Origin of the sequence: Kitasatospora sp. NPDC091207 (genome assembly GCF_044768625.1) — a bacterium.
Classification (GTDB): domain Bacteria; phylum Actinomycetota; class Actinomycetes; order Streptomycetales; family Streptomycetaceae; genus Kitasatospora.
On record NZ_JBIVVS010000045.1, the window covers coordinates 1 to 14,389 of the forward strand.

The following is a 14,389-nucleotide window of genomic DNA, read 5'->3' on the forward strand; positions in this document are numbered from 1 at the left end:
CACCAGATGCCGGGCCACCAACCCACCCAACGTCCCCGTCCCACCCGTGACCAACACCGTCCCCGCCGGATCCAACGACACCGGCAGCGTCAGCACGTTCTTGCCCACGTGCCGGGCCTGGCTGACGTACCGGAACGCGCCGATCGCGTCCCGGACGTCCCAGGCGGTGATCGGCAGCATCCGCAGCGCACCGGCCTCGAACAGCGCGATGACCTCGCGCAGGATCCCGCCCATCCGGTCCGGGCCGGCCTCGGCCAGGTCGAACGCCCGGTACCAGGCGTCGGCCGGCTGCCGGACGTCCGTCTTGCCCATCTCCAGGAAGCGCCCGCCCTCGGCCAGCAGCCGCAGCGAGGCGTCGGTGAACTCGCCGGCCAGCGAGTTCAGCACCAGGTCCACGCCGCGCCCGCCGGTCGCGGTGCGGAACCGGTCCTCGAAGTCGAGATCGCGTGACGAGGCGATGTGCGCCTCGTCCAGCCCCAGCTCCCGCAGGGTCCGCCACTTGCCCGGCCCGGCGGTTCCGAACACCTCCAGCCCGAGGTGGCGGGCGAGTTGGACGGCCGCCATGCCGACCCCGCCGGCCGCGGCGTGCACCAGCACGGACTCACCGGGGCGGGCGTCGGCCAGGTCGCGCAGTCCGTAGTAGGCGGTCGCGAACACCAGCGGCACCGACGCGGCCTGCGCGAACGACCAGCCCGCCGGAACGGGGGCCAGCAGCCGCCGGTCGGTGACGGCCCGGACACCCACGCCACCGGCGAAGAAGCCGAAGACACGGTCGCCCGGGGCGAGACCGGTCACCTCCGGGCCGACCTCCAGCACGATGCCCGCGGCCTCGGACCCCATCGCGGCCGTCCGGTCCGGGTACATGCCCAGACCGATCAGCACATCGCGGAAGTTGACCCCCGCCGAGCGCACCGCGACCCGTACCTCGCCCGCCTTCAGCGGCTCGTCGGCGTCCGGCGCGGGCACCAGCGCCACGTCCGCCAGCCCGGCGCCCTCCCCCGCGACGCCCAGCCGCCACGCGCCCGCCGACTCCGGCAGGCTCAGCCGGCCGGCGGTGGCCTCCCGCACCAGGCGCGGCACCCACGCCTCGCCGCCGCGGACCGCGAGCTGGGACTCCTCGCCGCCCACCAGCGCGGGCCACCCGGCCCACGGCTCGGCGGCGCCGCCCGCCGGGTCGGCGTCCACCAGCACGATCCGGTCCGGGTTCTCGGTCTGCGCCGATCGGATCAGGCCCCACACGGCGGCCCCGGCGAGCGCCGCGTCACCGCCCGTGACGGACGCGGCCGGGGTCGCGCCGCGGGTCAGCACCACCAGCCGGGAGTCGGCGAACCGCTCCTCGGCCAGCCACGCCCGCACCTCGCCGAGGACCCGGGCCGTCACCCGGTGCACGCCCTCGGCACCGGCGGCCGCGCGGCCCACGGCCAGCACCGTCACCGGGGGCACCGCCGCCCCCGCGTCCAACGCGCCGATCAGGCCCGCCAGGTCGGCGTGCCGGCGCGCCGCGCCGCCCTCCGGGGCGTCGCCGACCGCCACCCAGCCGGTGACGTCCGGCTCCGGCCCGGCGGCCGCCGGCGGCGCGGGCCGCCACTCCACCGCGAACAGCGCGTCCGCTCCGGGGTCCGTCGCGGCGCCCAGCGCCTCCGGCGACACCTCGCGCAGCACCAGCGACCGCACGGTGGCCACCGGGCTGCCGGTGCCGTCGGCCAGGCGCAGCGAGAAACCGTCGGTGCTCCGGGTGATCCTCGCCCGCAGCACGGACGCGCCCACCGCCTCCACCCGGACGCCGGTCCAGGCGAACGGCAGGGCGGCCGCCCCGGTGTCCGACCCGCCGGACAGCCCGACCGCGTGCAGCGCCGCGTCCAGCAGCGCCGGGTGCAGGCCGAACCCGTCCGCGTCGGCGACGGCCTCCGGCGGCAGGGCGACCTCGGCGTACACCGCCTCGGCGTCCCGCCAGGCCGCCCGCAGGCCGCGGAACACCGGCCCGTAGCCGTACCCGCGGTCCGCCAGCGTGTCGTAGAACCCGTCCAGCGGCACCGGCTCGGCGGCCGCCGGCGGCCAGGCCGCCAGGTCGAACGGCTCCGCCGGCCGCGCCTCGGTCAGCAGGCCGGTGGCGTGGCACGTCCAGGGCGTCCGGTCGTCCGTGCCGGGCCTGGCGTGGATCTCCACACGGCAGTCACCGCCCGCGCCGGGGGCGGCCACCCGGACCCGCAGCTGCACCTCGCCCCGCTCGGGGAGCGCGAGCGGGGACCGCACCACCAGCTCGTCCAGGACCGGGCGGCCGACCTGTTCGCCGGCCCGCAGGGCCAGTTCGACCAGTGCCGTCCCCGGGACCAGGGTCCGGCCCAGCACGACATGGTCGGCCAGCCACGGATGGGTGGCCGTGGAGAGCCGTCCGGTCAGCACCGCGCCCTCGTCCCCGGCCAGCGCCACCACGGCGCCCAGCAGCGGGTGACCGGCCGGGGTCTGCCCGAGGGCCGCCACATCGCCCGCGCCGGCCACCGGCCGCGGCCAGTACCGTTCGCGCTGGAACGCGTAGGTGGGCAGTTCCGCCCGCGGGCCGGCCGGCAGGGCGGCCGCCCAGTCGACCGCGGCGCCGGCCACCCACAGCCGGCCGAGCCCGAGCCACAGCGACGCCAGGTCGCCTCGGCCCGCCCGCTGGAGCGGGGCGAACACGGCGTCCGGGAGGGACTGCTGGGCCGCCCCGCACAGCACGCCGTCGGGGCCCAGCTCCAGGAACCGGGTCGCGCCGTGCTCACCCGCCCGGGCGACGGCGTCGGCGAACCGGACGGCCTCGCGGACCTGGCGCACCCAGTAGCCGGCCTCGGACACCAGCCCGGGCCCGGCGAGCGCCCCGGTCACGGTGGACAGCAGCGGGACGCGCGGGTCCGCGAAGGCCAACCCCTCCAGGACCGTCGCGAATTCGGCCAGCATCGGCTCCATCAGGGCCGAGTGGAAGGCGTGCGAGACGGTCAGCCGGCGGGTCCGACGGCCCTCGGCCGTCCACCGCCCGGCCAGCTCGTCGATGACCCCGGCCGCCCCGGAGAGCACCACCGAGGCCGGGCCGTTGACGGCCGCGACCTCGGCCCGGCCGGCCGCCACCGCGATCGCCTCGGCCTCGGTGGCCTCGACGGCGAGCATCGCGCCCCCGGCGGGCAGCGCCTGCATCAGCCGGCCGCGCGCCGCCACCAGGGCGCAGGCGTCGGCCAGCGAGAACACGCCCGCGCAGTGCGCCGCCGCCACCTCACCGATCGAGTGCCCCAGCAGGTAGTCCGGCGTCACGCCCCAGGACTCCACCAGCCGGAAGGCGGCGACCTCGACCGCGAACAGCCCGGCCTGCGCCCACACCGTCCGGTCGAGGTCGTCGGCGCCGTCGAGCACCGCGTCCCCGAACACCGCGTCCCCGAAGACCACGTCCCGGAGCGGCCGGTCCAGCCGCAGGTCCAGCTCCGCGCAGACCGCGTCGAAGGCCCGCGCGAACACCGGGAACGCCTCGTACAACCCGCGTCCCATCCCGAGCCGCTGGGCCCCCTGACCGGTGAACAGAAACACCGTCCGGCCCTCGGCGGCCGCGCCGGAGACCACCCCCGCGCCGGGCTCGCCGGCCGCCAGCGCCGCCAGCTCCCGGAGCTGCTCCGTACGGTCGGCACCGGTGACCAGCGCGCGGTGCGGCAGCGCCGTCCGGCCGGACAGCGCCCGGGCCACCTCGGAGCGGCCGTCCTCGGAGCGGCCGTCCTCGGGACGCGCCGTCAGGTGCTCGCCGAGCCGCGCGGCCTGGGCCCGCAGCGCCGCCGGGGTCAGCCCGGACAGCGGCCACGGCACCGGGCCGGCCACCGGACCGCCGACCACGGCCGGGGCCGGTTCGCCCTGTTCGATGATGACGTGGACGTTGGTGCCGCTCATCCCGAACGAGGAGACGCCGGTGCGGCGCGGCCGGTCGGTGTCCGGCCACGACCGGGCCGAGGTCAGCAGCTCGACCGCGCCGGCCGACCAGTCGACGTGCGGGGTCGGCTCGTCCACGTGCAGGGTCGCCGGGAGCACCCCCTGCCGCATCGCCATGACCATCTTGATGATCCCGGCGATCCCGGCGGCCGCCTGGGTGTGCCCGATGTTGGACTTGACCGAGCCCAGCCAGAGCGGTTCCCCGGTCCGGTCCTGTCCGTAGGTGGCCAGCAGGGCCCGCGCCTCGATCGGGTCGCCCAGCCGGGTGCCGGTCCCGTGCGCCTCGACCGCGTCCACCTCCGACGCCGACAGCCCGGCGTTGGCCAGCGCCTGCCGGATCACCCGCTCCTGCGCCGGGCCGTTCGGCGCGGTCAGCCCGTTCGAGGCACCGTCCTGGTTCACCGCGCTGCCGCGGACCACGCCGAGCACCCGGTGCCCGTGCCGCCGCGCGTCGGACAGCCGCTCCAGCAGCAGGATGCCGACGCCCTCGCCCCAGCCGGTGCCGTCCGCCGCGGCGGCGAACGCCTTGCACCGGCCGTCGGCCGCGAGCCCCAGCTGACGGCTGAACTCCACGAACGCCGACGGGGTCGCCATCACGGTCGTACCGCCGGCCAGTGCCAGCGTGCACTCGCCGCGGCGCAGCGCCTCGGCCGCGGCGTGCAGGGCGACCAGGGACGAGGAGCACGCCGTGTCCACTGTCATGGCCGGGCCCTCCAGCCCGAACACATAGGCGATCCGGCCGGAGAGCACGGAGGCGGCCGTGCCGGTGCCGCGGTGCCCCTCGCTGTCGGACGGGCCGGTGAGCAGCGCCGCGTAGTCCTGGCCGCTGGTACCGATGAACACGCCCGTACGGCTGCCGCGGACCGAGCGCGCGTCCACCCCCGCCCGCTCGAACGCCTCCCACACCGTCTCCAGCAGCAGCCGTTGCTGGGGGTCCATCGCCAGCGCCTCGCGCGGCGAGATCGCGAACAGCGCGGGGTCGAAGTCCGCGGCGCCCGAGACGAATCCGCCCGCCCAACTCGCGCCGGCCCCGCCCGAGGCCGGACCGAGCGGCGGCCAGCCGCGGTCGCCGGGCAGCGCGGAGACCGCGTCGACCTCGTCGGCGACCAGCCGCCACAGCTGCTCGGGGGTCTCGACCCCGCCCGGGTACCGGCAGCTCATCGCGACGATCGCGATCGGCTCGTCGACGGCGGTGGCCCGGACGGTCTCGACCACGGGCCCGCTGCCGAGCAGGTCGGCGCGCAGCCGGACGGCCAGGTCGCGCGGGGTGGGGTGGTCGAAGACCAGCGTGGCGGACAGCCGCAGACCGGTCCCGGCGGCCAGGGCGTCGCGCAGCTCCAGTGCGGTCAGCGAGTCGAAGCCGAGGCCCTTGAAGGGCACGTCGGGTGGGATGTCGCCCGCCTCGCGGTGGCCGAGCACCGCCGCCGCACTCCGCCGGACCAGGTCGAGCAGCAGCCGCTCCTGCTCGGCCGGCGGCATCCCGGCCAGCTCCCCGGCCAGCCTTCCGGCCGGCCCGGACGTGCCGTCCGAGGGCTCGGCGGTCGGTGCCTCCAGAGCGCGGACGACCTCGGGCAGGTCCTCGATGAGCGGACGGCGGCGGCCGGCCGTGAACACCGGGGCGAAGCGCTCCCAGCGGACGTCCGCGACGGCCACACAGCTCTCGCCGCCGGCGACGGCCTGCGCGAGCGCCCGCACCGCGAGCGCCGGGTCGAGCAGGGCGAGCCCGCGACGGCGCAGGAAGTCCTCCGACTCCCCCCGCACGGCCATGCCCGCCTCCCCCCACGGGCCCCAGGCGACCGCCAGCGCGGCCCGCCCGGCGGCCCGGCGCCGTTCGACCAGGGCCTCCAGATAGGCGTTGGCCGCGCCGTAGACGGCCTGGGCGCCGCTGCCCCAGGTCGCCGAGATCGACGAGAACACGACGAACAGGTCCAGCGGCAGGTCCGCGGTCAGCGCGTCGAGGTGTGCCGCGCCGTCGGCCTTCCCGCCGAGCACGGCGGCGATCTCCTCGACGGTGGTGTCCATCAGCGGTGTCGCCTGGCCGACTCCGGCCGCGTGCACGACGCCGGTCAGCGGGAGGTCCACGGGGATCCCGTCGAGCACCGCGGCCAGCGCCGCCCGGTCCGCGGCGTCGCAGGCGGCGACCGTCACCCGGGTGCCGAGCCCGGTCAGTTCGGCCACCAGCGCGTCGACGCCCTCGGCGGCCGCGCCGCGCCGGCCGGTCAGCACGAGGTGGGGGGTGCCCCGGTGGGCGAGCCAGCGGGCGACCTCGGCGCCGAGCGCGCCGGTGCCGCCGGTCACCAGGACGGTGCCCGCGGGCTGGCCGGCCGGCGCCACCGCGTCCGGGCGCGGCGCGCGCACCAGGCGGCGGACGTACGCGCCCGCGCTCCGGATCGCGACCTGGTCCTCGGTGCCGCCGAGGACGGCGGCCAGCCGGGTGGCCGTCCCCGCGTCGTCGGAGGGCGGCAGGTCGACCAGTCCGCCCCAGCGCTCCGGCAGCTCCAGGGCGGCGGCCCGGCCGAGGCCCCAGAGCTGCGCCGACACCGGGTCGGCGGGTCCGTCGGAGCGGCCGGTCGAGACGCCGCCGCGGGTGAGCAGCCACAGCGGGGCGTCGATGCCCGCGTCGCCGAGTGCCTGGATCAGCGCGACCGCGGCCGGGACCGGCTCCGGGTGGCCGGACAGGGCGGCGACGACACCGGCCGGCGCCACCGTGAGCGCGCGCAGCCGGGCGGTCAGGGCGGCGCGGGTGTCGTCCGGCCGGCTCGCCACGACGAGGACCTCGGCGCCGGCGGCCGTCAGCAGCCGTGCTGCGTCGGCGTCGCCGGGGACGACCTCGTCGAGGTCGGGGTCACCGGGGGGCACGACCACCAGCCAGGTGCCGGTGAGCTGCCCGGCGGCGGGCGAACCGGCGCGCGGATCGGCGGGCGCATCGGCGAGCGGCTTCCACCGGACCCGGTAGCGCCACGAGTCGATCACGGCCTCGTCCCGGCGGCGTCGGCGGAAGGACGACAGCGCGGGCAGCACGGCCCGCAGCTCCCCCGGGTCCGCGTCCACCCCGAGCGCGTCGGTCAGCGCCGTCACGTCCTCGCGCTCGACCGCCGACCAGAACCCGCTCTCGGCCGTGCCCTCCTCGCCCGCGGCCACGGCGGGGGCGGGCGCGGACCGGGCCCAGAAGGTCTGGTGCTGGAAGGCGTAGGTCGGCAGCGTGACCCGCCCGGGGGCCCGTCCGGCGAAGGCGGCGGACCAGTCGACGGCGGCGCCCGCCGTCCAGAGCGCGCCGACCGCGGTGTGGAAGGTGCGCACCTCGTCGTGGTCGGCGCGCAGCACCGGCGCGAACCTGCCCTCGGCACCGGCGTGCCGCGCCATCCCGCACAGCACGCCGTCGGGGCCCAACTCGGCGAACCGGGTCACCCCCTGGTCGTTCAGGGTGGCGACGCCGTCGGCGAAGCGGACCGCCTCACGGACCTGACGCACCCAGTACTCCGGCGACGACAGCAGACCGGGCCCGGCGACCGCCCCGGTCAGGTTGGAGACGATCGGAATGCGCGGCTCGGCGAAGCTCAACCCCTTGATCAGAGCAGCGAATTCGGCCAGCATCGGCTCCATCAGCGCCGAGTGGAAGGCATGCGACACCGTCAGCCGGTGGGTCTTGCGGCCCCGCGCGGCCCAGTCGGCCGCGAACTCCTCCACCACCTCCGCCGGACCCGACACCACCACCGCAGTCGGGCCGTTGACCGCCGCGACATCCAGCCGGCCGCCGATCTCCGCCCGTACCTCGGCCTCGGACGCCTCCACCGCCAGCATCGCCCCACCGTCGGGCAACGCCTGCATCAACCGGCCGCGCGCCGCCACCAACGCACACGCGTCGGCCAGCGAGAACACCCCGGCCACATGCGCGGCGGCGATCTCACCGATCGAGTGTCCCAGCACGAAGTCCGGTACCACACCCCAGGATTCGAACAGCCGGAACGACGCCACCTCGACCGCGAACAGGCCCGCCTGCGCCCACACCGTCCGGTCGAGATCCGTACCCTCGAAGACAGTCTGCTTGACCGACCGACCCACCAGCGGATCCAGCTCCGCGCACACCGCGTCGAACGCCGCCGCGAACACCGGGAACGCCGCGTACAACCCCGCGCCCATCCCGGCCCGCTGCGCACCCTGACCCGTGAACAGGAACGCCGTCCGACCCGCCGCCACCTCACCGGAGACGACACCCTGGGCGGCCCGTCCCTCGGCCAGCACCGCCAGTCCTTCGCCCAGGGCCGCCGCCGAGTCACCGGACACGACCGCGCGATGCTCCAGCGCGGCCCGGGTGGTGGCGAGGGCGTGCCCCACCGCGAGCAGGTCGGGCCCGCCCGCCGGGTCGCGCAGGAGGGCGCCCAGGCGGGTGGCCTGGCCGCGCAGCCCGGCCGGGCTGTTGGCCGACACCGGCCAGAGCGCCGCCCCGGCACGCGCGCCCGTCGCCGCCGGCGGCGTGGGCAACGGGTCGCCCTGCTCCAGGATCACGTGCGCGTTCGTCCCGCTGATCCCGAACGAGGACACGGCCGCGCGGCGCGGCCGGTCGGTTCCGGGCCAGAGCCGGGCCTCGGTGAGCAGCTCCACCGCTCCGGCCGACCAGTTCACCTGGGGCGTCGGCTCGTCCGCGTGCAGGGTGGCGGGCAGCAGGCCGTGCCGCATCGCCATGACCATCTTGATGATGCCGGCGACGCCCGCCGCCGACTGGGTGTGGCCGATGTTCGACTTGATCGACCCGAGCCACAGCGGCCGTTCCGCGGGCCGGTCCTGACCGTACGTCGCGAGCAGTGCCTGCGCCTCGATCGGGTCGCCCAGCCGGGTCCCCGTCCCGTGCGCCTCCACCGCGTCCACCTCGGACGCCGACAGCCCGGCCGTGGTGAGCGCCTGCCGGATCACCCGTCGCTGCGACGGACCGTTGGGTGCCGTCAGGCCGTTGGAGGCGCCGTCCTGGTTCACCGCGCTGCCCCGGACCAGGGCGAGCACCTCGTGCCCGTGGCGGCGGGCGTCTGACAGCCGCTCCAGCAGCAGGATGCCGACGCCCTCGCCCCAGCCGGTGCCGTCCGCGCCGGCGCCGAAGGACCGGCACCGCCCGTCCGAGGCGAGGCCCTGCTGCTCGCTGAAGGCGTGGAAGACCTCCGCATTGGTCAGGACGGTCACCCCGCCGGCCAGCGCCAGGGTGCACTCGCCCGCCCGCAGGGCCTGGACGGCCAGGTGCAGCGCGACCAGGGACGAGGAGCACGCCGTGTCGACGGTGACCGCCGGCCCCTCCAGACCGAACACGTACGACACCCGGCCGGAGAGCACGCTGGTCGCCCCGCCGACCAGGGCGTACCCCTGGTCGGCGTCGGTCGCGCCGACGCCGTAGCCGGAGGAGGTGCCGCCGACGAAGACGCCGGTCCGGCTGCCGCGCGCGGTGTCCGGCGCGATCCCGGCGCGTTCGAACGCCTCCCAGGTGGCCTCCAGCAGCAGGCGCTGCTGGGGGTCCATCGCCAGCGCCTCGCGCGGCGAGATCCCGAAGAACGCCGCGTCGAACCGCTCGGCCCCGTCCAGGAAGCCGCCCTGCGCGGCGAGGTCGCTCGCGGCGGCGTCGCTGCCGAGCCCGTCCGCGCTCCAGCCGCGCTGCTCGGGGAACGGCACGATCGCGTCGCCGGCCCGGGCGACCAGTTGCCAGAGGTCGTCCGGTGAGGCGACGCCGCCGGGGTAGCGGCACGCCATCGACACGATCGCGACCGGTTCGCCGGCAGCGGCGGTCAGCTCACGGTTCCGGGCGCGAAGCTTCTCCGTTTCCTTGAGGGAAGCTCGCAACGCTTCGACATAGTCCTGGGTAGAGGCCATCGCAAGCTCCGTACTCCGGTCAGGAATCACTGTGGCCGAGGGCCAGCCTCAGCAGGCTTTCGCCGTCCATCTCGTCGATCGACTCGATGGCGGTCACGGGTGCGGCGTCCTCGGCGGCGGGCACGGACTCCTGCGAGGCGAGCCGCAGCAGCGGCTCCAGCAGTCCGGACTCGCGCAGCCGGGACACCGGGACGGTGAGCAGGACGCGGCGCAGCCGGTCCGCCTCGTCGGCGTCCACGGCGTCGTCGCCGAGCAGGTCGGCCGTGATCTGTTCGGCCAGCGCCCTCGGGGTGGGGTGGTCGAAGATCAGCGTGGCGGGCAGCTCCAGCCCGGTCGCCCCGGTCAGCCGGTCGCGCAGCTCGACCGCGGTGAGCGAGTCGAATCCCAGGTCGCGGAAGGCCCGGTCGGGCGCCACGGCTCCGGAGGCGCGGTGGCCGAGGACCAGCGCGGCCTGCTGCCGCACGGTCTCCAGCAGCAGGGCGAGTCCTTCGTCGGCGGACAGCCCGGCGAGGCTCTCGCGCAGGCGGACGCCGTCCCGCGGGTCCGTGCCGCCGGCTCCGGTCAGGACCTGCCGCACCTCGGGGATGTCCTCGATCAACGGCTGCGGGTGGTAGGCGGTGAACCCGGGCACGAACGCCGCCCAGTCCACGTCGGCGACCGTCACGCACACGTCGCCGGCCCGGATCGCGGTGTCCATCGCCGTCAGGGCCGCCTCGGGGGCCATCGCCCGCAGGCCCCGGCGGCGCAGGAACTCCTCGGCCTCGACGCCCCCGGCCATGCCGTCACCCGCCCACGGGCCCCAGGCGACGGAGGTGGCCGCCAGCCCGCGGGCCCGGCGGTCGACGGCGAGCGCGTCCAGCGCGGCGTTCGCCACCGCGTACGCCGACTGACCGCCGCTGCCCCAGACACCGGCGATGGAGGAGAAGAGTACGAAGAAGTCGAGCGAGGTCTCACCGAGCAACTCGTCCAGGCAGGCCGCGCCCCCGGCCTTGCCGTCGACGACCGCCGCGAAGTCGGCGCGGTCGGTGCTGCCGAGCGGTGTCGGCTCCCCGACGCCGGCCGCGTGCACGACGCCCGCCAGCGGGAACTCGGCCGGGACGGTGGCCAGCACCCGGGCCATCCCGGCCCGGTCGGCCGCGTCGCAGGCGGCGACGGTGACCCGCGCTCCCCGCTCCTCCAGCTCCGTGACGAGGTCCGCGGCGCCGGGCGCCGACATGCCCCGGCGGGACACCAGCACCAGGTGCGGGACGCCCTGCCCGGCCAGCCGGCGCGCCACGGCGGCGCCCAGCGCGCCCGTGCCACCGGTCACCAGGACGGAGCCGGTCACCGCGGCCGACACCGGGTCCGGAGCGGCGGGGTTCAGCGGGTCGGGGTTCAGCGGGCCGGGGTTCGGGTCGGCGGCGTCCAGCGGGGCGGTGCCCGCCGCGACCAGCCGACGGGCGAAGGCCCCGCCGGCCCGGACGGCGACCTGGTCCTCGGTACCGGACAGCACCTCCGCCATCCGGTCGCCGAGCACCGGCCCGGCCGGGCCGGAGACGTCCACCAGCCCGCCCCACAGGCCCGGCAGTTCCAGGCCCACCACCCGGCCCAGGCCCCAGATCCGGGCGTGCCCGGGCCGGACGGTCTCGTCGTCGCGCACGGTCACCGCGCCCGAGGTGACCCACCAGACCGGCACCCGCCGGTCCAGCGCGGCGACCGCGTCGATCAGGTCCAGGGCGTCGGAGACCGGGTCGGCGGCCGGCGCCGCGCCGGCGAAGGACAACACCCCGGCCGGTGCGCCGAGTTCGGACAGGGCCTCGGCGAGCCGGTCGGTCGTGGTGCGGACCACGGATGCCCCCGCCCGCTCCACCGCCGCCAGGCAGGCCTCCATCACCTCGGAGGGCCGCGGAGCGGCGGGCAGCACCGCCAGCCAGGTGCCGGACAGCAGCGGCGGCACGGCCGCGGTGGGCACCGGCTTCCACACGACCTTGTAGCGCCAGGCGTCGGAACGCTCCCCCGCCCGGCCCTGGTGGCGGGAGACGGGCGGCCGCGACCAGTAGTGCTGCCGGTCGAACGCGTACCGGGGCAGCAGAAGCCGGCGGCCGCCCCAGTCGGCGAACACGGCCGGCCAGTCCACGGTCGTCCCGGCGCTCCAGAGCGCGCCGAGGGCGGCCAGGGCGGACTCGGCCTCGGCCCGGTCGCGGCGCAGCAGCGGCGCGAAGGTGCCCTTGGCGTCGGCCTGTCGGGCCATCGCGGACAGCACCCCGTCCGGGCCCGGCTCGACGAACCGGGTCACACCGTGGTCGGTCAGGGTGGCGACACCGTCGGCGAAGCGGACCGCCTCGCGGACCTGGCGCACCCAGTAGTCCGGGGTGGACAGCAGGCCGGGCCCGGCGACGGCCCCGGTCAGGTTGGAGACGATCGGGAGCTGCGGCTCGGCGAAGCTCAACCCCTGGATCAGAGAAGCGAATTCGGCCAGCATCGGCTCCATCAGCGCCGAGTGGAAGGCGTGCGACACCGTCAGCCGGTGGGTCTTGCGGCCCCGGGCCGTCCAGTCGGCCGCGAACTCCTCCACCACCCCGGCGGGGCCCGACACCACCACCGAAGCCGGGCCGTTGACGGCCGCGATGTCCAACCGGTCGCCGATCTCCGCCCGCACCTCGGCCTCGGACGCCTCGACCGCCAGCATCGCGCCACCGTCAGGCAACGCCTGCATCAACCGGCCCCGCGCCGCCACCAACGCGCAGGCGTCCGCCAGCGAGAACACCCCCGCGCAGTGCGCCGCCGCCACCTCACCGATCGAATGCCCCAGCAGGAAGTCCGGCACCACACCCCAGGATTCGAGCAGCCGGAACGACGCCACCTCGACCGCGAACAACCCGGCCTGCGCCCACACCGTCCGGTCCAGATCGTCGGCGCCCTCGAACACCACGTCCTTGACCGGCCGGTCCAGCAGCAGGTCGAACTCCGCGCACACCGCGTCGAACGCCGCCGCGAACACCGGGAACGCCGCGTACAACCCCGCGCCCATCCCGACCCGCTGCGCGCCCTGGCCCGTGAACAGGAACGCCGTCCGGCCCTCGCCGACCGGATCGCCCGGCACGAGCGCGTCGAGCGCGTCGAGCGCGTCGAGGAACGTCTCGTGGTCCCCGCCGAGCAGCACCGCCCGGTACTCCATGGCCGTGCGGGCGAGCAGCCCGCGCGCGATGTCCACCGGACCGGCGTCCGGGTGGGCGGCCGTGAACGCCCGCAGCCGGCGCGCCTGGGCCCGCAGGCCGTCGGCGGTCCGCGCCGACAGCGGCCACGGCACGGTGTCCGGCCCGGCGGCGGGACCGTCCGATGCCGGGGCGGGCTCGCCCTGCTCGATGACCACGTGCGCGTTGGTGCCGCTCACGCCGAACGACGACACCCCCGCCCGGCGGGGCCGGTCCAGCTCGGGCCACGGCCGGGCCTCGGTCAGCAGCTCCACCCCGCCCGCCGCCCAGTCCACCAGCGGGGTCGGCTCGTCGACGTGCAGCGTGGCCGGGAGGACGCCGTGCCGCATCGCCAGCACCATCTTGATCACACCCGCGACGCCCGCGGCGGCCTGGGTGTGCCCGAGGTTGGACTTGACCGAGCCGAGCAGCAGCGGGCGCTCCTCGGGCCGGCCCCGGCCGTAGGTGGCCAGCAGCGCCTGCGCCTCGATCGGGTCACCCAGCCGGGTGCCGGTCCCGTGCGCCTCCACCGCGTCCACCTCGGCCGGCGTCAGCCCGGCGTTGGCCAGCGCCTCCCGGATCACCCGCTGCTGGGACGGGCCGTTGGGTGCCGTCAGCCCGCTGGACGCGCCGTCCTGGTTGACCGCGCTGCCCCGCACCACCGCGAGCACCTCGTGCCCGTGGCGGCGCGCGTCCGACAGCCGCTCGACGAGCAGGACGCCGGCTCCCTCGGCCCAGCCCATGCCGTCGGCGGCGGCGGCGAAGGACTTGCAGCGGCCGTCGGCGGCCACGCCCTGCTGGGCGCCCAGCGAGCCGAACACGTCCGGTGCGGCCATGACGGTCACGCCGCCGGCCAGCGCCAGGTCGCACTCGCCGGACCGCAGCGCCTGGACGGCCAGGTGCAGCGTCACCAGCGACGAGGAGCACGCCGTGTCGACGGTGACCGCCGGCCCCTCCAGGCCGAACGAGTAGGCGACCCGGCCGGAGACCACGCTGCCCGCCGTGGCGGTGCCCAGGTAGGCCTCACCGCCCTCGCCGGCCCCGGGCAGGTAGTCGTGGTACATCATCCCGGCGAACACGCCGGTCCGGCTGCCGCGCAGGGACTCCGGGTCCACCCCGGCGTACTCGAAGGCCTCCCAGCAGGCTTCGAGGAACAGCCGCTGCTGCGGGTCCATCGCCACCGCCTCGCGCGGCGAGATCCCGAAGAACGCCGGGTCGAACCAGCCCGCCTCGTGCACGAATCCGGCCTGCCGCGCGCCGTCGCCGCCCAGCGCCGCGAGGTTCCAGCCCCGGTCGGCCGGCAGGCCCGACTGGCCCTCGCCGCCCGTGGCGACCAGGCGCCACAGCTCCTCCGGGGTGGCGATCCCGCCGGGCAGCCGGCAGGCCATGCCCACGATCGCGATCGGTTCGCGGGCCTTCTCCTGGAC

The 14,389-nt window shown here is 76.9% G+C and carries 2 protein-coding genes; both read right to left on the reverse strand.

Translation table 11 applies throughout. From position 1 onward, the window contains the following. A partial coding sequence (locus tag ACIQTO_RS37110) for a type I polyketide synthase (RefSeq protein ID WP_402397916.1) occupies nt 1-9,789 on the reverse strand: 9,789 nt, incomplete at its 3' end. Nucleotides 9,790-9,808: 19 nt separating this feature from the next. Next, complete coding sequence (locus ACIQTO_RS37115) at nt 9,809-14,326, reverse strand: type I polyketide synthase (protein ID WP_402397924.1); 4,518 nt, start codon at nt 14,324-14,326, stop codon at nt 9,809-9,811. Between the last annotated feature and the right edge of the window lie 63 nt (nt 14,327-14,389).